Annotated in this window: 14 protein-coding genes and 1 pseudogene; 7 read left to right on the top strand and 8 right to left on the bottom strand. The window is 60.6% G+C overall.

Features of this window, described 5'->3' with window-relative positions; all coding sequences use genetic code 11:
* Window positions 1-277: 277 nt before the first annotated feature.
* Together tdh and AWB67_RS22440 are read right to left on the bottom strand one after the other, a co-directional pair.
* Window positions 278-1,309, bottom strand: a complete 1,032-nt coding sequence (tdh, locus tag AWB67_RS22445) for an L-threonine 3-dehydrogenase (protein ID WP_087658429.1) — start codon at window positions 1,307-1,309, stop codon at window positions 278-280.
* A gap of 106 nt (window positions 1,310-1,415) precedes the next feature.
* Window positions 1,416-2,615 carry a glycine C-acetyltransferase gene (locus tag AWB67_RS22440; RefSeq protein ID WP_087658428.1) on the bottom strand — a complete coding sequence of 400 codons (1,200 nt, stop codon included), beginning with the start codon at window positions 2,613-2,615 and terminating at the stop codon, window positions 1,416-1,418.
* A 143-nt stretch (window positions 2,616-2,758) separates the two neighbouring features.
* Here AWB67_RS22440 and AWB67_RS22435 point away from each other — a divergent pair, with 143 nt between their 5' ends.
* On the top strand, window positions 2,759-3,376 hold the full coding sequence (locus AWB67_RS22435) for a helix-turn-helix domain-containing protein (protein ID WP_374729841.1): 618 nt from the start codon (window positions 2,759-2,761) through the stop codon (window positions 3,374-3,376).
* A gap of 160 nt (window positions 3,377-3,536) precedes the next feature.
* On the opposite strand, the gene AWB67_RS22430 is transcribed toward AWB67_RS22435, so the two are convergent.
* Entirely contained in the window at window positions 3,537-3,722 is a 186-nt protein-coding gene (locus AWB67_RS22430; RefSeq protein ID WP_087658426.1) for a CsbD family protein, read from the bottom strand.
* Window positions 3,723-4,000: 278 nt separating this feature from the next.
* Here AWB67_RS22430 and AWB67_RS22425 point away from each other — a divergent pair, with 278 nt between their 5' ends.
* Entirely contained in the window at window positions 4,001-4,360 is a 360-nt protein-coding gene (locus AWB67_RS22425) for a DUF2471 family protein (protein ID WP_087658425.1), read from the top strand.
* A gap of 9 nt (window positions 4,361-4,369) precedes the next feature.
* On the opposite strand, the gene AWB67_RS22420 is transcribed toward AWB67_RS22425, so the two are convergent.
* Window positions 4,370-5,800 (bottom strand): DUF2252 domain-containing protein, encoded by a 1,431-nt coding sequence (locus AWB67_RS22420; protein ID WP_087658424.1) that lies wholly within the window; start codon window positions 5,798-5,800, stop codon window positions 4,370-4,372.
* A gap of 155 nt (window positions 5,801-5,955) precedes the next feature.
* Between AWB67_RS22420 and AWB67_RS22415 the strand changes: the two genes are divergently transcribed.
* On the top strand, window positions 5,956-6,957 hold the full coding sequence (locus tag AWB67_RS22415; protein WP_087658423.1) for a tyrosine-type recombinase/integrase: 1,002 nt from the start codon (window positions 5,956-5,958) through the stop codon (window positions 6,955-6,957).
* A gap of 30 nt (window positions 6,958-6,987) precedes the next feature.
* On the opposite strand, the gene AWB67_RS22410 is transcribed toward AWB67_RS22415, so the two are convergent.
* On the bottom strand, window positions 6,988-8,187 hold the full coding sequence (locus AWB67_RS22410; protein WP_087658422.1) for a DNA-binding protein: 1,200 nt from the start codon (window positions 8,185-8,187) through the stop codon (window positions 6,988-6,990).
* A gap of 1,731 nt (window positions 8,188-9,918) precedes the next feature.
* Here AWB67_RS22410 and AWB67_RS22405 point away from each other — a divergent pair.
* Complete coding sequence (locus tag AWB67_RS22405) at window positions 9,919-11,271, top strand: replication initiation protein (RefSeq protein WP_087658421.1); 1,353 nt, start codon at window positions 9,919-9,921, stop codon at window positions 11,269-11,271.
* 20 nt (window positions 11,272-11,291) lie between these two features.
* Here AWB67_RS22405 and AWB67_RS22400 read toward each other — a convergent pair whose 3' ends face one another.
* From AWB67_RS22400 to AWB67_RS22390, 3 genes and pseudogenes are all read right to left on the bottom strand, one after another.
* A complete protein-coding gene (locus AWB67_RS22400) occupies window positions 11,292-12,356 on the bottom strand; it encodes a ParB/RepB/Spo0J family partition protein (protein WP_087658420.1) in 1,065 nt (354 codons plus the stop codon).
* Window positions 12,357-12,379: 23 nt separating this feature from the next.
* Entirely contained in the window at window positions 12,380-13,042 is a 663-nt protein-coding gene (parA, locus tag AWB67_RS22395; RefSeq protein WP_087658419.1) for a ParA family partition ATPase, read from the bottom strand.
* 908 nt (window positions 13,043-13,950) lie between these two features.
* Window positions 13,951-14,910: pseudogene (locus tag AWB67_RS22390) on the bottom strand (IS110 family transposase).
* A 616-nt stretch (window positions 14,911-15,526) separates the two neighbouring features.
* Between AWB67_RS22390 and AWB67_RS22385 the strand changes: the two are divergent.
* From AWB67_RS22385 to AWB67_RS22375, 3 genes are all read left to right on the top strand, one after another.
* Entirely contained in the window at window positions 15,527-16,096 is a 570-nt protein-coding gene (locus AWB67_RS22385; RefSeq protein ID WP_087658418.1) for a fimbrial protein, read from the top strand.
* An 80-nt stretch (window positions 16,097-16,176) separates the two neighbouring features.
* Window positions 16,177-16,923 carry a fimbrial biogenesis chaperone gene (locus tag AWB67_RS22380; RefSeq protein ID WP_327366314.1) on the top strand — a complete coding sequence of 249 codons (747 nt, stop codon included), beginning with the start codon at window positions 16,177-16,179 and terminating at the stop codon, window positions 16,921-16,923.
* 166 nt (window positions 16,924-17,089) lie between these two features.
* Window positions 17,090-19,750 (top strand): fimbria/pilus outer membrane usher protein, encoded by a 2,661-nt coding sequence (locus AWB67_RS22375; RefSeq protein WP_087658417.1) that lies wholly within the window; start codon window positions 17,090-17,092, stop codon window positions 19,748-19,750.
* Window positions 19,751-19,844 lie beyond the last annotated feature (94 nt).

Genomic DNA, 19,844 nt, shown 5'->3' with positions numbered 1-19,844 from the left:
GCCTTCGGGTTGCTTGTGCCTTCGGGTTGCTTGTGCCTTCGGGTTGCTTGTGCCTTCGGGTTGCTTGTGCCTTCGGGTTGCTTGTGCCTTCGGGACTCGGGCGCTTGCGACTTCGGGCGCCTGGGCCTTCGGGCGCTTGAGACTTCAGGCGTTTGAGACTTCGGGCGCTCGACACTTCGCCGCGCGGGTCTTCGGACACTTGAAACCGGCGGCCGCTTAAGGCCGGCAGGCGCCTTTGCCCGCTAGGCGCTTCGAGCGGCCCCCCGCCGCGCGTCACTCAGGCCGCCGTCCAGTCGAGCACGACCTTGCCGCTGTTCCCCGAAAGCATCGTCGCGAACGCACGCTCGTAGTCGTCGACGGGGAAGGTGTGCGTCAAAATCGGCGAAAGATCTAGGCCGCTTTGCAGCATCGCGACCATCTTGTACCAGGTCTCGAACATCTCACGGCCGTAGATTCCCTTGATCTCAAGCCCTTTGAAAATCACCTGATTCCAGTCGATCGCAGTCTGCGCCGGCGGAATACCGAGCAGCGCGACCTTGCCACCGTGATTCATCGATTCGAGCAGCGCCGTGAACGCGCTCGGCACGCCGGACATTTCCATCCCGACGTCGAATCCTTCTGTCATGCCGAGTTCGCTCATCACGTCGCGCAAATTCTCGTTCGCGACATTCACCGCGCGCGTCGCGCCCATCTTGCGCGCGAGTTCGAGCCGGTAATCGTTGACATCGGTGACAACGACATTGCGCGCGCCAACGTGCCGAGCAATCGCGACGGCCATCACGCCGATGGGGCCGGCGCCTGTAATCAGCACGTCCTCGCCGACGAGGTTGAACGAAAGCGCCGTATGCGTCGCGTTGCCGAAGGGATCGAAGATCGCGGCGAGATCGTCGGAAATGTCCGCCGGAATCTTGAACGCGTTGAACGCGGGAATCACGAGATATTCGGCGAACGCGCCCTCGCGATTGACACCGACGCCAACTGTATTTCGACACAGATGACGACGCCCCGCGCGACAGTTGCGGCAGAAGCCACACGTGATATGCCCTTCGCCCGACACGCGGTCGCCGATCGCGAAGCCGCGCACTTCCTGCCCCATTTCGACGATTTCGCCGACATATTCATGGCCGACGTGCATCGGCACGGGGATGGTTTTCTGCGCCCACTCGTCCCACTTCCAGATGTGGATGTCGGTGCCGCAGATCGCCGTCTTCCGGATGCGAATCAGTACGTCGTTATGCCCGACTTCGGGCCGCTTCACGCGCGTCATCGTGAGGCCCGGCGCGCGTTCGAGTTTTGCTAGTGCTTTCATTGATGATCCTTTAGCGCAGTCGGCGCGTGGTTTCCATAGCGATGCGCGGGGCCTGGAGGCGAAACTTTATGCGCATCAAGTTTTTTGGGGCCGCCGGATCGCCGCCTCAGATCACACCGAGCTTGCGCCCGACGCGCGCGAACGCATCGATCGCGCGCTCCACCTGTTCGGGCGTATGTGCCGCGCTCATCTGCGTGCGGATGCGCGCGCGGCCCTTCGGCACGACAGGGAAGGAGAAGCCGATCACGTAGACGCCTTCGTCGAGCAATGCATCGGCCATTTTCGATGCGAGTTGGGCGTCGCCGAGCATGACGGGGATGATCGGGTGATCGCCTGGGACGAGCGTGAAGCCGAGCGCGCTCATCGCCGAGCGAAAGCGTTGTCCATTTTCGTGAACACGCTGGCGAAGCGTGTTGCCTTCGTCGCTCGATAGCAATTCGAGTACTTTTAGCGTCGCCGCCGCGATGCTCGGCGCAAGCGTGTTCGAAAAGAGATAGGGCCGGCTGCGCTGCCGCAGCAATTCGATGACTTCCTTGTGCGCCGCGACATACCCGCCCGATGCGCCGCCAAGCGCCTTGCCCAGCGTGCCGGTGATGATGTCGACGCGGTCGAGCACGCCGCAGTGCTCGGGCGTGCCGCGTCCGTTCGCGCCGATGAAGCCGACCGCGTGCGAATCGTCGACCATGACGAGCGCGCCGTAGCGATCCGCAAGGTCGCAGACGCCGGCGAGGTCGGCAATGATGCCGTCCATCGAAAATACGCCGTCGGTCGCGATCAGTTTGAAGCGCGCGCCGGCGGCGTCGGCTTCCTGCAATTTCGCTTCGAGATCGGCGAGGTCGTTGTTCTTGTAGCGCAGGCGCTTCGCCTTCGAAAGCCGCACGCCGTCGATGATGCTCGCGTGGTTCAGTTCATCGCTGATGATCGCGTCGTCTTCGCCGAGCAAGGTTTCGAACAAGCCGCCGTTCGCATCGAAACAACTCGAATACAGGATGGAGTCGTCGGTTTGCAGGAAATCGGCGAGCGCCTTTTCGAGCGTTTTGTGAACGCTTTGCGTCCCGCAAATGAAGCGCACTGACGCCATGCCGAAGCCGTCCTCGTCGAGGCCCGCCTTCGCCGCGTCGATCAGACGCCGGTCGTCGGCCAGGCCAAGGTAATTGTTCGCGCAGAAGTTCAGGACCTCGTTGCCGTCGGCGAGCCGGATGTCCGACGATTGCGGACTCGCGATCACCCGCTCGGTCTTGTAGAAGCCAGCGGCGCGGATCTCATCGATCGTCGCCCGCACGTGGGACAGATAACGCTCTTTCATCGTGGACTCTTCTTATGTTCGGTTGCGGTTCGTCTGCTGCGCGTGGATTACGCAGGGCCTCAAGCCCTGTTATAGTCGATCAGACTCACTGGACATATTCGATATTTCGAACGAAATTCCAATATACCGAAATACTGTAAAGGATAGAAGCATCGATGGCAAGTTCGGGCACGAGAGAGAAGGCAGGCGCGCTTGCACCGCCGTCGGTCGCGGCGCCGCCGCGCGTCGGCGAGCAGATTCAGCGAATGCGCAACGAACGCAAGTTGACGCTCGACGATTTATCGCGCGCGGCGGGCGTATCCAAATCGATGTTGTCGGAAATCGAGCGGGACAAGGCGAATCCGACTATCGCCGTCGCCTGGCGACTGACGAACGCGCTCGGCATCAGCCTCGATCAATTGTTCGCGCAACAAAAGCAGACGGAATCGATTCGCGTGGTCGGGCCGCACGAAATCCCGACGCTCAGCGGCGACGATGGGGCGTATCAACTGCGTGTCTGGGGGCCGATCGAACTGGCGGGCAAATTTGAATGGTACGAATTGACGCTCCAGCCGGGCGGAGCTTTGGTCTCGAACGCGCACGAGCCGGGCACGCGAGAGCATTTGACGGTGCTCAACGGAACGATCGAACTGGACGCTTCGGGCTTAACGAGGCGCATCAAATCTGCAGAAACTGCGCGCTACGCGGCGGATGAACCGCATGCGATTCGCAATGTCGGGAGGTCGGAGGCAAAGGCGCTGCTCGTCGTGATACACGGCTGATCGACGTATGAGCAGCCGATCGCTGCCGGGAGCAGCGAAAACTTGATGCGCATAAAGTTTTGAGCCCGGCCGCACGCGCAGCGCAAGGACAAAACAAAGCGAGGCACGCTGAAAGCGTGCCTCGCTGATTTTTCAGGCCGTATCATGCGGCCAACGCCATTTACGGCTTCTTCACGCTGTCCTTCAGGTCTTCACGCGCATCGCCGACGCCTTTCTGAACCTTGCCGGCCGCCTGCTGCAGATCGCCCTTGGCTTCCTGCGCCGGGTCATTGGTCACCTTGCCGACCACCTCGTTGACCTTGCCCTTCGCCTGCTTCAAAACGCCATCCGTCTGATCCTTGTTCATCGTCGATCTCCTTGAAGTGCATCGGGTTTTGGCGCGCTCACAGTGCGTCGCTCATCGCGTCGGCATTGCGTGTGCTGCTTTGCGCGCCTCGCCAGGGAGGTCCCCAAGCATGACTCTACGATGCGCTTTTACGCCGTTTCCGCGTAGCCGTGCGCGTCTGATAAGCACGTAGGCGGAATCGCACATACACGCCGCGCGACTAGCGCGACCCTATTCTCATTGCGGCGAATACTGTATGTTTGTACAGTGTTATAAAGAACGCATGAAGGGGAACCGAGATGAATTCGAATGGCGAGAATTTGAACAAAAGGCAGTTTGCCCGGGCAGTGCGCGATCTGGAACGCATTACGCGCCAGATCGCCGCGCGCTACATCGCGCAGGGAGTGCCGCTGAGCTGGCGTCTACTGCACGCGATCGAAGGGGAAGCCGTCGCCGATCTCGGATTCGCCGGCCGACACGAGCCCGCGCTGCGCGAGCTCTTCGCGCGTCCGGATGATTTCGCCTACCCGCAAACCGACGATATCGTCGACTTCAGTTCGTCGGACGCGTTGCCGGCGGTGTTCGCATTCGCCGTCGATGCGTACGAACAGGCCGCGCGGCACGGCCATCCGAAGCTGGCGCTCGCCGTCGGGCACTAAAAAGCAGCGTTACGGCGCGAAGTCTGCTGCCATGTCGGCATCGGAGCGGGCTTCCAGCCGTCCATCGCGGCATGCCGCGCGGAAGACCTCGTAATCTTTTTCGACTTGGTCGGCGTACGCGCGGCCGTAGCGCACGAGCGTGTCCGCCATCCGCTGGCCGGTGCCCAGGTAGCCGGCGATCTCGAGCGCGCAGCCGCCTGACTTCGCGTGCGCGCGAGCGAGCCCCCAGCCACAGATCGCGGCGTATTCGCGAAACGCATCGGCGTCGAATGTTTCGAGTTCCGCCGAGATCTTCATGTCGCGCAACTGCCGCATATAGAGCGAGCGGCCGAGCGGCCCGGTCGACCAGCCGAGGAACGGATCGCTTGCGGCCTGCATCAGCCGCTGGCCGTGGACGACGCGTCGTCCCTCATGCGACGGCGCCTTCGGATCGTGTTTCGAGCCCTTGAAAAACATCGCGACTACCGATTTCGACGCTTCCTTCACTTGCAAAAAGAGCGGTTTGCCGCGCGGATCGATCAGCAGGATCACCATGCAGCGCGTGCCGACGCTGCCGACGCCGACCACCTTGAACACCAGATCCTGTATCGAAAACTGCGCGAGAAGTGCCGCGCGCTCCGATGTCATCGACGCGAAATACTCCTTCATCACCGGCGCAAGGATTTCATCGCGATGGGCGGTGAGGGTCATGACGTCGTCGGTGGGTTTGAAGAGCGAATTCTTTCCAAGAATGTGAAAAATGGTCGGCGGGGCATCGCGGATACGCCATTCGTTTTCGGTCTGCTCGGCCAGTTTCGGCAGGATGGTCTCGTGTGTCCGGCGCGCCGCGCGTTCCATGCCGCGCTTGATGCGCCGCCGCGCGTCGTCGGTCTGCACGGCGTCGTGCATCCGGTCGAACGTGATGCGCTCGTACCAGAGGTCGAGCACGCCCATCTCCGCGTACTCGCGCATGCGTGTGCGGTAACTTTCTGCGGCGCGGAATGCGAATTCGTCGGCGGCGACATCGCCGTGGCCGAGATGCCGGCCCGCGATCGTGAAACTCGCAACCAGACGCTTCAAGTCCCACTCCCACGGGCCAGGCGCGGTTTCGTCGAAATCGTTGAGATCGAAGATCAGCGCGCGCTCGGGCGTCGCGAAGCCGCCGAAATTGGACAAATGACAGTCGCCGCAGATTTGCAGATGGATGCCGCTGTCCGGCGTGCCCGCAAGGTCATGCGCCTGGAGAATCGCGCTTCCGCGATAAAACGTGAACGGCGACGGCAACATGCGGCCGTAGCGCAGCGGAACGAGCGCATCGACGCGCCCGGCGCTGCTTCGCTTCAGAAGCTCAATAGGATCGCGATGGACATTTCCGATCGAATCGTGCGTGCCGCGCGGCACCTTCTGACGCGCAGCCCGTCCGCGCGCTCGGCGTTCATCGCTGATGGGCAACGCACTCATGGCTCGCTCCTTGTTTTTTTGCGTCTGTCGGAAGGCAACCGTTAAAGGGACAGTAGCCGACGACGCATACCATGTACAAGAGACGCTTGACGTACGCGAAGGAAACCCCGACCCTTAGTGAGCAACTAACCGTAATCCAAGCGAGCACGACTCCCATGCCAAGCAACTCCGATATCTTCGATCAACAACGCGACGACTGGCACTCGAATCCCCAAATCGCGTTCGATGCGTGGCTCGCGCAGCAGGAATTCCGGGCTTCATCGGCGGATGTTTATCGCGCGCAATGGGGACTTTTTCTCGAATGGCTGAAGGCCAAGCGGACGACACTTCAGTCGGTCGAGCGGCCCGTGATCGAGCAGTTCGTCGCGCAACTCGACATCCGCCGGCCACAGCGCGTTCGCTATCTGCGCCTTATCGAGCGGGTGCTCGATCATGTGCGCGAGATCGAGATGGCATCGACGAATCCTGCGCGCTTCATCGCGCAGGACGGATCGGCGGCATGGCGCGACGCACGCGAAAACGAGCCGACCGGTTTTCTCGCCCATGGCGAGCGCGCGTTGCTGGTGGCGCATCTTTTCTCGCCGATCGGGGACTTGTCGACGGGGCAGCGTTGGCGTGAACGTCGCGATCGAGCGCTGGTCGGCGCATTCCTTGGTGGCGGCGTGAAGACCGGTGAGGCCGCTGCATTGACCGTTAGTTGCTACGTATGGGGCCAGCCGTGGCTGACCGTGGATGCCGATAACCCGGCGATCGCGAGGCAGACGCGGCTCGCGCCGTTCGCAATCGCCCTCTTTGACAACTGGACTAGCGAGCGCAAGACGCTCGGGCTGGCCGGCAACCTGATGTTTCCCGCCGCGCCGTCTGGCCGTCCGATGCACAAAGCGACAATGCTGCGTGCCATCGACGCGGTCGTCGAGGCGTCGGGTATCGCGGCGTCGCGGGCCGCGCGGGCGAGTCCGCAGACGCTGCGCAATACCTTCGCCGCCGATTTATTCGAGAGCGGCACGGATCCGGAACGCGTCGGACAGTGGCTGGGTTTTCAGCAGCCGATCTCGTCGCATCGGCTGCATCGAGCATGGCAGCAGTGGATGGGTGAGGAAATACGGGAGCGCGATATCGCGCGGGCGCGGGAAAGCGGCCATGAGGATGCTGTTTAGCGGCTCCCGAAAAACCTCACCTTTGCTTTTTCAGGGCAACTCGACGCGCTCCGAGATACTGAATCCCGCGAGCGCTGCGAGTTTTGACGATGTCGCGCCGGACGTGTGGTCGCACTCCGGACACGATAACTCGTACTCGTCCTCATGTTGTGACAGCTCGGGTTCGCCGGCTTCGCAGGCCGGACAATGTGACGGCAGCCCGACATGTGCGTCGAGCTGCGTGCCGAGCGCCTCGAGTTCGTCATTCGTCAGGCGTCCCTGAGCGGCGAGCGCGCAAAGCGTCCTGCCGACTTCCTCGCTCATCGAACCGCGCGCCTTTAATGTGTCGCGCTCGTGCGCGAGCGCGTCGATCTCATCGGACTGCTTGCGCACCTGCGCCTCGAATCGATCGCCCCGCGCCTTGGCCGCGCTAAGTTGTTGAATAAACTCGAATTCTTTCTGGCTCGCTTCGCGCACGCCCGCCTGATAAGTCGTGGACATCGTGCGCAGCGAATCAAGTTCGACGAGCATCGGCTTCACGCGGCGTTCGGCTTCGCTGACGGCGTCCTTAATCTGGCCGGCGTAGTGCTCGGTGTTCTGGCGCAATTCGCTCTGCAATGCGTCAAGCCGATCGCGTAGCGCTGCGTTTGCCGCCTGCTCCTGTTCCAGACGCTTCGACGAAGCGTCGTTTTCGCGCTCCAATCGGCCGATCAGGGCCTGCAAGCCGTCGTGCGCGCTGGATTCCTGCCCGCGCGTCGCCGCCAGTTCGGCTTCGAGCGATGCGACGCGCGCGGCCGCGGCTTCCGCGCGGGCTTCGCTGCGCTGGAACGCTTCCTCGATTGCGGCGCGGCGCGCGTCGGCATCCCGCAATCGACCCTCGGACGCATCGATGGTGGCGTCGATCTCCGCCTTCTCGGCTGCGAGCGATGCCCGAGCATACTGCTGCGCTTCGGCAAAGAGCTGGCCGAGCAACTCACCCGCGCGTTCCTGCAGCGCTTCCGGGATGGCACCGCCTTCGATGCGTACACGCGATGCGACGCGGATGCGCGTCCAGAACGCGTCGATGTCTTTCGGAATATCGCTTGCGCTGCCCGTCTGCGTGAATTCACGGACCGTGGCAATAGACGGCCGGATGCCGAAATCGAAGAAGAGCCGCTTGCAGGCGTGCTGCGAAAGTTCTTGGCGTCGCGCGCCAGAAGCACGCAACACTTCGATTTCGCGGCGTAATTGATCGCGGGCTTCGTCGTTCATAGTGATGCTCTGGAAAGGTGGAACGGAGCGATCATAACGTTTTACGTAGCAGACGTGACGGTTTGCTCGGAGTATTCAGAGAATCGCTTGCTGTACTCTGGATTGCCGATGTTCGGGAGTTTTTTTCTAGCGGCTTGCGACCGGCCCGTGAAACACAATGAACTTCGCCGAGTAACCTACTGATTATATTCATTTTTTGACCGTAGATAAATATCGGTTAGATGTTTCACGATCTCATGGGGTAGTTCTTCTCGTAGGGACACTCCGATTCCTCTTGAGAGCATTAGAAGTAAACACCCTTGAACCTTAGTTAAAAACGTTAACGCATTCGCAAACCCTTACCGGACGGGCGTTTGCGGGCAGTCAGGTGAAGCTTTTCAGGAGCCGAGGTGAGTTCCTCCGGGAGCTTGCGGTGACGAGGTTCAGGGATACCTGTGAGGTTATGCGGGACACATCGTGAGCGGGTTCGGGAGACGACAATTTGCGATAGGTGAGGCTTTGCGGGACATCGATCGGCGGTGAGCCGTATCCACCAGGGACCGGCACCGGATGTCTCGCACGGGATGGGTGAGCGCTATCAGGGGCACAAAAAGGCCAAAGAAAATCACGCCGAACAAGTACTTATTACCGATAGGTGAGACTTTACGGGCGTCAAAGCACCGATTGGGTGAGCTTTTTCGGGAACGATGCGCTGCGAAGCCGGGGTCGTTTGCCCGAAAGGTGAGGGAAATCGGGACTCATCGTTTATTTGTCGTCCATTCAAGGGTTAGCGAAGACGCGTGGGCGCTGGAATACGGGTGGTTTGCGCGAATTTTGCCCAAAGGTGAGTCTTTCCGGGAGGTGCATCTTGCCTTTGAAGCGTCGACTAAGCCGCATTTCTCGATTGTATGGTGAGTATTTTCGGGAGACCGTAAAGCCCCTGTCTTGCGAAGGACGCAGTCTCGGCTGTACATATCGGACAATGGGCGGCAAATAGTCAATTAAATCAATCGACTGGAGGAGCGGGCTCGCGGCAGATGTTCGGGGCGGTGAGCTTTTTCGGGAATGGATCTGCGTAAGGGCAATCGCACAAAGTTTGAGCGTGACGAGCTCGAGGTGAGGTTATTCGGGAGTAGTAGCCAATGTGGTCGGGCCAAACGTCTCCTAAAAAAGAGATTTTCGAAGGGTATCGGGCAAAGGTGAGGCTTTTCAGGACCCTCATCCGCAATGCCAACGGCTTTGCGCTGAAGGTAGGCGGGGTGAGGTGAGACTTTTCGGGAGCTTGCCTCCCTCTTCTTTGGGCGCGTCATCCGCTATGCACGGAGCCAGAAGGTAATCTCATGTGCTTCGGTGAGGTTTTACGGGACCAATGTTCCCCTTGAGAAGCGAAAACTCGCACCCAGGATTTAAGTCGCGCGCTCTCTAGCGCACCGAACGCCAAAAATACGTCGTCGCCGACCGGCGTTTCGATGCCACAAACGTTACTCGTACCCAAGAATTTTTTTCGGTGAGGCTTTTCGGGAGCCTGCATCGTTCGAAGTTAACGCACTGCATTTTCTCGCGCTCCGTTTACCCGCATGCCACTTGGCTATATGAGATACGCTCCAACGGTGAGTGGTGAGCGTTTTCGGGAGCGCACCGCAGTGAGCTGTGAGTACGTCGCACGCTTCACCGCTGTAGGGTGAGGGTGACCCTATAGACGGCCTTCACCGCAATCAGTATCCTCGTCGCAAAATCCTCCTGATCCGACGCATGGCAACGAAGCGCGCAAAGAAAACCGATGTAGTCAGCCCCAGTTCGGCGGAGCTGCGCAAGGCCGTTGAGGCCATCGCGATACAGCCGAAGAGCGGCAAGATCACGCTGTTGACGCGCAAGCTCTTCAACGTATTGCTCGCGGTTGCCCAGCAGGCCGATGAGTCGGGCGATACCTATCGCGCGTTATTGTCGGACATCGTCGCGAACTCTGCTTTTGATTCGAACGATACGGCCCTCGTCAAGGAGCATCTGCGGCGAATGGTGTCGGTGCAGGTCGAATGGAGTACGGGCACGTCGAGTCAGAAGCCTGGTCGCAAATGGGGTATTTCGACGCTCATCGCCGACGCTGAAATTCTCGAAGACCCGGCGACGCGCCGCGTGTGGGTCGAATTCTCGTTCGCGCCGAAGATCAAGAAAAAGCTGCTCGATCCGGTTCAGTACGCCCGCCTGAGTCTGCAATTCCAGAGCCAATTACGCAGCAGCGCCGGGCTCGCGCTGTACGAAATCTGCGTTCGCTATCTCACGAATCCAAGTCATCTGACGATGCGCGAGACGTGGGAATGGTGGCGGCCGATCCTGTCCGGGACGCCCGATACCGAAGCCGGCGACGAGGCTAAGCGCGAGTACAAGTACTTCAAGCGCGATTATTTGCGTCCGGCGATTGCCGAAGTGAACGCGGTGACGAACATTTTCGTCGAATTGATCGAACACCGCGAGGGGCGCCGCGTGGCGGAGATCCAGTTCCGCGTCACGGAGAAAAAGCAGCCGATGCTAGCGCTCGACGAGCATCCCAATGTATTCGACAGCACGCTCGTCGACCGCATGGTGAAGATCGGCATTCCGCTGAAGGACGCTCAGACGCTCTACGCAGACAGTGAGGAAAATCGGATCCGGGCTGCGCTGCAAATGACCGAGCAGCGTATGAGAAGCACGTCGCTCCCCGCCGTGCGTAGCGCGGCGGCGCTTTTCAAGGACGCATTGAAGAAGGGTTATGCGCCGCCCGTCGAAGCGCTGCCACCGGCGGCGCCTGCGTCTACGCGCAACAACGGTGCGCCGGCGGACGACCTCAAAGCGCGACTGCTGAGCGAGTTTTCGGCCCACCGACGCAAGGAAGCCCGTGCGCTTTACGACGAGCAAGGTGAGGAGGAGCGGGAGTTGGCACGTCAGACGTTCGAGGAAGATGTGCTGCCTGAACTCGGCACGCATATGCGTGACGACTGGCGCAAGCGCGGCCTGGATTCGAAGCTCGTGGAAACTTCTTTCTTCGATTGGCTCGCGCGCAAGACGTGGGGCGAGCCCACCGACGGCGATTTGCTGGCCTTTACGCTCAATCAATCTCGCGCCGCTTGAGCGGGCGGCGCGTTTTCTGCTTACCGCTTTGCAACACCGGATTGCAGCATTTCCTCGATCTGGTGAAGCAACTCATCGCGCTTTTCCTTCGACAAGCCGCGAAGGCGCAATTCCAGACGATCGTCGCCGTAGGATTTCAGATCACCAACAGCAATGCCCTCGAGCTTGATTTCCATGCGTTGCGCGTAGCGTTGCCGCCCGGCCGGCTTAGGCGCCTCTTGCGCAGTGGCACGCCCCTTCACGATATCCGCGACCTGCCGCGTGCTCAGATCGTCCGAGACGATTTTGTTGATGAGGCGCAGCGTGGCGTCGGTGCCCCGCGCGGTGTGGTAGCGGGTCACTTGATAAGCCATGTTTGACCCGAAGCGATCGGGCCTCGCGACCATTTCGTGCATCACGTTTTCCGGCAGCTTCGCGACCGATAGCGCCACTGCAATGGTTGATTCATCGAGACCGAGATGGTCAGCGAGTTCGCGCTGGCTCTGGAAGTGCTGAGCGTCGAGAAAGCGCTTCCACACGACGGCGTTGTCGAACACGGTCTGTGAATCGCGCTGCACGTTTAGATCGTAGCCGAGCTTATAGCTCTCGATCCCTATCGGCAAATCGACGACGACTGCCTTCACCGTCTCCTTGTTTGCTTCTTTCAGTGCTCGCACGCGTCGTCCGCCATCGCTGACGAAGAACGTGCCGGCGCGTTCATAGTCAGGAATGACGTGGATGGCCTGCTGCTGCCCCTGCTTGGCCAAATTGACGGCCAGTTCCGCTATCGACGCCTTTAGATAAAAGTGGCGCGGATTGAATGGACTCGGTTTGATCGCCTTCAAAGGCAATTCGATGATCTGACCCGGCACATAGCGGTTTGCACGCCGCCAGGTCTTATAGTCCTCGGACTCCGGGCCGAGTGTGGCTTCTTGCTTGTCGTCGTCGGTAAATGCGCTGGAGCGGCCATTGGCTGCCGGCAGGTTCGAGTGATCGTTACTTACGATGCCATCGATTGCATTCAGCCGATCGAGGGCCGTTCGTTTTTCACTGCTCGTAGTATCGGGGCGGGCCTTGAAGCCTTTGGCGAACTGAGACGGTTTCATTAGGGACCTTTATGCGCATAAAGTCAGGGGAGCATGGCGAGAATTTCGCCAGCGCATGAGCGGATTTCCGTTGCCGCGAGACGAGCGCCTCGATCACTCATTTGGAGCACGGTCTGTCCAAGCGCCATCGCTTGCTTGTAGCACTCTCGTGTTGGAATCTGCGTTTTTAAGAGCGGGAAGCCCAATTCCTCTAGCGCGACTTTTAGTTCGCGCGTCAACATCCGCTTTTCTTCGGTCTTGTTGAGCAGGAATACGGCGCGAAGATCTTCGTTCATCGCCTGCGCCTGCTGTATCAACTTGACTAAGCCGACGCTCGACCAGTAGTCGGCCGGTGACGACGACGTCGGTATTACGGCGACCGTGGCGGCCAGCAGCACAACTCCGGAGACTTTCTCGGTGATCGACGGGGGGCAGTCCACGACGATGATGTCGTAGTCGTTAACGAACTTCTTGATCTCACGATGGATTTGACCGCCCGCTTCTGACAGGTTGACGACGGGAAACGGAATGCCGCTTGAGCCATCGGAGGCGGCACTGGCCCAATGGATAAGCGTGTTTTGCCCGTCGGCATCGACTACCAGCACGCGCTTCTTCCTTTCATGGAAGGCGGCCCCCAGATGCATGGCGATGGTGCTCTTCCCGACGCCGCCCTTCTGCTGCGTGATCGCAATGATTTCCGCTGCCACGTTGTTTTACTCCGTAATTTTCAAGGCTACCGAATTTTACATCGCTAAATATGAGTTTTACGAACGCGTAGCTAAAATGTCATTGAAATTAGCCGATCGGCCAAGCTTTATGCGCATAAAGTCGTCGTGCGTCGCTTGTCACTTTTGAGGCGAGGAGCAACAGACGGTGATTTAGAGGCAGGCTTTATGCGCATAAAGTTCTCTCTTCCGAAGCTCCCGTCCGATGCCTGCAGGGTGCGCTTCACGTCTTTTGCAGCGTGATGAACGTTTAGCGCGATGGAAACGTGCTCGTCCTCGCGCCCGCGCTTGTCGGGGGATATCGTCTGGAACTTCGACTGCCAGTGATTGGATGAGCACGGGTCTGCGGTCTGACGTGCGAGCGGGACGAGCGTGCGAAGATCTCGACAGATTGCGGACAGATGCGCGCTTCACCGATGTAATCGGGCGCTGCGCCGGACGAGAGCCTATAGCCCACCCACATAGCTGCGCGTCGAATGGATATCTTCGAGAACTCATTCACTCGGCATGAAGTATTCGAGTCGACCCAGATAACTCCTCGGAACATGGATCACGACCCTTCCGCGTGCCCTCGAAAATGTATGCCGGTTCGAGTGAGCTGCATTCGTGCCCTTGCTGCACTTTGGATTACCACAAGGGTGAGGAGTCGGCGGAGAAAGCCGGCGCCATGGCCAGGACGCTGAATGAACCAGTCGTCGCGAATACGCAAAGGTCTTTGCCGCTCGCAATAAGAAAAGAGCAAAGAGTGAGCACGCAGCGACAGGCAATTGGTACCCCCGAACGTGGTTGCCAAAGCCAAGGGGGAAAGTCACCTAAAAGCAAAGCATCATGAGAGTCGAGCGGATCGAGCATTGGGCGACCGCACAGCAATTATCTTGAGATACACCATGTCACGCGCAGTTGAAATCTGGCTGCCAACGTTCGTCAGTGCGTGCGATGGCGTTGTGCGTGATGAGCAGCTTTCGCATGGATGCAACCAGCGCGACCTTTTTGGGCTTACCGGCAGCGAGTAGCCTCTGATAGCAGGCGCGGATAAGCGGATTGAATCACGTGGCGACCAGGGCGGCGACGTACAACACGCGGCGCACACTGGCGCGCCCGCCGAAGATGTGGCGCTGACCGCGCAGGGTGCCCGAATCGCGATTGATTAGCGCAAGCCCGGCCAGACTGGTGATCTGCTTTCGCGTCAGGCGACCCAGTTCGGGCAACTCGGCGATCAGCGTGCTGGCCGTGGTTAATCCTACGCCCTTTACCGATTGCAGCAGGCTCGATAGATCGGCGTAGCGCTCGTGTAGAGCATGCTGTACGTCAGCATCGACGTCGGCCAGCTGGCTGAGCAGGGCCTCGATCATCGCCTCGATGCTTGCGCGGGCACGCTCGTGGGCCACCGCCAGTCGCCGACGCTCGGCTACCAGCATGCCGACCAGTTGCCGTCGGCGGGCGACAAGTGCGACGAGTTCACGCTGTTCTTCGCTGGCCAGCGGGCGAGGCTGACGGCCCTGCGCATGCAGGACAGCGGCAAATTCGGCCAATGCGCGCGCATCAAGCCGGTCGGTCTTGGCCAGCCTGCCCATGGCACGCGCAAAATCGCGCGCCTGACGCGGATTGATGACCGACACGGACGGACCTGCACTGGCCTGCGCTACAGCACGTGCACGCTTGTAGCCGCCAGTGGCTTCAAGGATGACAAGTGCTGGCGTCTTGCATCTGAGCCAGCGCAGTAGCTTCGCGTGTCCGGCTTCAGAGTTGTCGAACGAATGGCTCGAGGCGTCCGAGCAGCACACCTCGACGCTGTCCTTCGCTACATCGATACAAAAACCGGTTGGCTCATAGTGTTCATCGGCTCCCAGCCTTACAGATACGAAATGAAATCAATCAACCACTCGGGATGGCGTTAAACGAGGCAGCCGTGACACGCCTTGAGCTGTGATCCGCGCTCAACGACTCGCAGGAGACACAAGCTGCGCCACCGCCGCCAACCGGTTCAGTGACACGCCAAATGGCGAACCACTACTGAAGTTTGAATCAAATCGAAGATATAAGGAGAACCCCAGATAAAAGCGGGCGATACATAAGCGAATTCGTTCGTCTCGATTAAGTTGGAGCGGTACGAACGACTACTCGTCGTAAATAGCGCCCGCGGCTGGCGTCAAGGTCCTGCGAACGGGAACTAATGCATACATGGCACCGGAAGCATGCGGCGCCTCACCGCACAGCCGAGATCGGCGACGAACAATGGTACGTGCAAGGGCAAAGCGCGCGTACAACGGCCTCGCGCCCCGCCAGCTCCCCCGACCTACCCGCCCTTGACTCGCGATTAAGAATCGTCTCAGTGTTTTCCTGTAGGACTTCTTTAATATTCAGATAACGCAGCCGCCAACGCAGACCCTTCTCAGCAACGGTCGAGGCGAAGAGGTATTTGGCTGCGCTCCTATCTTTGTAGTTTCTCTGTTTTCTGGAATAGCCATGAAATCCTTCCTCTCCAATCTGTCCGGCGTTGCGGTTCTCGGCGCTATCGCTGTTGCCTCGACGGGTGCACAAGCAGCCGACGGCACGATCACCTTCACTGGCGCGGTGTCGGACACCACGTGTTCGATCGATGCGCAAGCGACGGGTGCAGGCAATAAGGCTGTCACGCTACCGACGGTGTCCAGCCGTGCGCTCGGTTCGAGCGGCGCGACCGCTGGTACGTCGGCGGCGACCGACCTCACCTTTGCTCTGACGGGCTGCAGCGCCGGCGCAACGAAGGCCATCGCACACTTCGAAAATGGCCCGACCATTGACCAGAGCAACGGCTACCTCAAGAATCAATCCGTGGACGCTGGCGCAGCGACGAACGTTCAGGTTCGTCTGCTGAACGCTTCGCTTCAGCCGATCAACGTCGTGACTAGTGCCAACAACGACCTCAGTACCAATGGCGCCGCAATCGTCACGAGCAAAGCAGACCTGAAGTATTTCGCCGAGTACTACGCTACCGGCGTGGCAACGGCCGGCCCGGTCAGCACGTCGGTCCAGTACACGATGCAATATCAGTAAGTTGTATAGACAGGCACCCGCGCAGGCGCGGGTGCCTGTTTTTTTTGATCGAATTTAGAGACAGGTTTTCGAGGAGCTACATGATGACGTTGGTTAGACGGATTGCCTGCGCGCTGGGCATCGCGGGTGCGTTGATCGCCGGCAGTGCAATGGCGAGTGTGACGATCAGCGGAACGCGGATCGTGTACCCCCTTGAAAATCGTGAGGTGACAGTCAAACTGCAAAATGATCGCACCGATCCGGCGCTCGTCCAGGTGTGGATGGACGAAGGCAACGCCAGCGCGAAACCCGAGGAAGGTGGCGCTCCCTTTGTACTGACGCCCCCGATCTTCCGGATGGACGGCTCTAAGTCGCAAACGCTGCGCATGATGTACACGGGTGATGCGTTGCCGCAGGATCGAGAGTCGGTGTTCTGGCTCAACGTGCTCGACGTGCCGCCGAAGGCGAAGGAGTCCCCGGACGTGAACACGCTGCAATTCGCGTTTCGCACACGCATCAAGGTTTTCGCGCGTCCCAAGGGATTGGCGGGGTCTCCGGAGCAAGCGGCCAAGGACCTGGCGTGGAAGATCGTCCCTTCGGAGGACAAGAAGGGCTATGCGGTGAGCGCGACGAATTCCTCCGCGTATCACGTATCGTTCAGCGAGATCGATGTCGTGAGCGGCAGCCAGACCTACAAGAATGAATTCGGCGGCATGGTCAAGCCGAAGAGCACGGCGGTGTTTCCGATCAAAGGCCTCACCGCCGTTCCCGCTGGCGCGCACGTGAAATACATCGCGATCGGCGATTACGGCGGCGCGTTGCCGAACGAGGCAATGCTCGCCGAATAGCCGGCACATCTATCCAGCGTTCACCGCATCGACGGCGGACCTGAACGCGCCCGATCCCTTCAGGGTGCATCGAAATCCCTAGCGCATTTTCGCCGCGGACTGCCTTCAGGCAGCCCGCCGGGACAACTCGCGCCTGATCACGACCGAATCTCTGCAGGCTTGAATCATGAAGAACCCCGCACACGCCCGTTCCAGTCAGAAAGCCTTCGCGCTGCGCCTAAGACCGCTCGCCGCACTCGTGCTGACGATGACCGCTTGCGCCGCCGTGTCGCACGCACTTGCCGAGGAATCGGAATCGGATACGTCGCAGTCGGGCGCGGTCGAGCAGGTTCAGTTCGACAATACCTTCCTGCACTCGCAAGGCGGCCAGACGGTCGACGTGAACCGGTTCGCGCGTGGCAATACGGTTGCGCCGGGGACGTATGTCGTCGAGATACTGGTCAACGGGTCGCGCTTTGCGCGTGAGGAGATTCGCTTCGTCGCGAGCGGTGCGAGTCCCACCGCGCATCCGTGTTTCAGCCGTGCGCTGTTGCAACGCGCCGGTGTCGACCTCCCGAAAGCCGATGCAGCCGCGGGACGCACCTCGCCCGCCACGCCTGACGCCGAAATCTGCGGCGACCTCGGTAGCTTGGTCCCCGGTGCAAGCGCGAACTTCGACTTCGAGGAACAGCGTCTCGAAGTGAGCGTGCCGCAAGCGTACATGCGCAATTCGGCGCGCGGCTTCGTGTCACCGGAACTGTGGGACGAGGGCGTCAACGCAGGCTTCTTCAGCTACAACGCGAACACATACCGCACCGGCGGCTCGGGCATCGATTCGACGCAGAGCTATCTCGGCATGAACGCCGGCGTGAACCTCGGCGCGTGGCATTTGCGGCATCAGTCGTCCGTGACTTCGTCGACGCGACAGGCAACCCAGTTCGACAACATCGCCACTTACGTGCAGCGCGATGTCGAAAAGCTGCGCGCGCAAGTGACCCTCGGCGATACCTACACCACGGGCGAAATTTTCGACAGCGTCTCGTTCCGCGGCGCGCAGATCGCAACCGACGACCGCATGCTGCCTGAATCGCTGCGGGGCTACGCGCCGGTTGTGCGCGGAACCGCCGAATCGAATGCGCGCGTGACGATTCGCCAGAACGGACAGGTGCTGCTCGAGACGAACGTCGCGCCTGGTCCGTTCGAGATCAACGACCTTTATTCGACCGGCTACGGCGGCGAATTGGTCGTCACCGTCACGGAATCCGACGGGCGCACGAAGACGTTCACCGTGCCGTTCGCGTCGGTCGCGCAATTGCTGCGACCCGGCGTCACGCGTTTCAGTGCGACGGCCGGCCAGCTTCGCAACGACTCACTCGATGAGACGCCGATGTTCGGCCAGTTCACGCTCCAGCGCGGCCTGACCAACGCGATCACCGCATACGGCGGCGCGATCGCGGCGACCGGCTACGGCGCGCTGAACCTCGGCGCCGCACTGAACACGAAAGCCGGCGCGTTCTCGTTCGACGTGACCGGCTCGCAGACAAACGTGCCCACTCAGGATTCGATGACGGGCACGAGTTTCCGGCTCGGCTACAGCAAGCTCTTCACGCCGACCGACACGAACGTCGCTGTCGCCGCGTACCGCTTTTCAACGTCCGGTTACCTGAACCTGAGCGATGCCGCCACGGTGCACGACATCGCGAAACGCGGCGGCGACACCGACGCGCTCTTTCGCCAGCGCAACCGCGTGCAGGTGACGGTCAACCAGCGGCTTGGCCAGAGCGGTTCGGTGTTCGTGACGGGGTCGTCGCAGAACTACTGGAATCGTAGCGGCACCGATACGCTGTATCAGGCGGGCTACACGAACGGCTTCAAGTACGGTACCTACAGCGTGTCCGCCGGTCGCTCGCGCACGATGGACGGCGAGATGTCGAACGACTATATGCTGAGCCTGACCTTGCCGCTCGGCCGCTCGTCGCATGCGCCGACGCTGACCACCAACGTCACGCACAAGTCTGTCAGCGGCACCAACACGCAGGCGAACGTGAGCGGCTCGCTCGGCGAGTTCAACCAGTTCTCGTACAACGGCTACGGCACCTACAACACGGGCGGGTCGAACAACACTGGCAACACCGGCGCGAGCGGCACGTACCGCGCGCCATATGCGACGTTCAACGCGTCGGCGGGCGGTGGCAGCGGCACGCATCAGGCGTCGGCGGGCGTGCAGGGCTCGATCGTCGCGCATCCGGGCGGCGTCACGTTTTCGCAGACGGTCGGCGATACGTTCGGCATCGTCCAAGCGCCGGCGGCTAAGGGCGCGAACTTGTCGAGTGCACCGGGTACGAAGGTCGATTCGCGCGGCTACGCGGTGATTCCGTACTTGTCGCCGTACAGCATGAACACCGTCGACATCGACCCGAAGGGCACGTCGACGGACGTCGAGTTCAAGTCGACCTCCGCGCAGGTCGCGCCGCGCTACGGCTCTGTGGTGATGCTCAAGTACGACACAGTCACCGGACGCGCGGCGCTGATCCGCGCGCCGAAGCTCGGCGGCGGCGGGCTGCCGTTTGGCGCGAGCGTCGAGGATGCATCGGGAAAATCGGTGGGCGTGGTCGGGCAGGACAGCCGGATCTTCGCGCGCGGCCTGGAAGACACCGGCGTGCTGAGCGTGACGTGGGGCGCGGGGCCGCTCGAGATGTGCCGCATCAGCTACGCGCTGCCGAAGCCGACTGAGACGACCACGGGGTATTTGTCGGTGGAGTCGAAATGCGTGGTGCGAGGAGTGAGGGAAGCGCTCAACGATGTGCAGCGTATGTCCGCTAATCAAGGCGAGAGCCAGGTTCGCTAGCTCTTTGTACCGCGTTTCCCCTGCGCGGGCTGGGAATCATTCGTGCAGATGTGCAATTGGGAACGAAAGCAGAGATCCGTGGAACGCGCATCGA

This window comes from Caballeronia terrestris, from assembly GCF_001544515.1.
Classification (GTDB): Bacteria; Pseudomonadota; Gammaproteobacteria; order Burkholderiales; family Burkholderiaceae; genus Caballeronia; species Caballeronia terrestris.
Note: the sequence above shows the minus strand (reverse complement) of the source record. Positions and strands in the feature narration are given on the sequence as shown.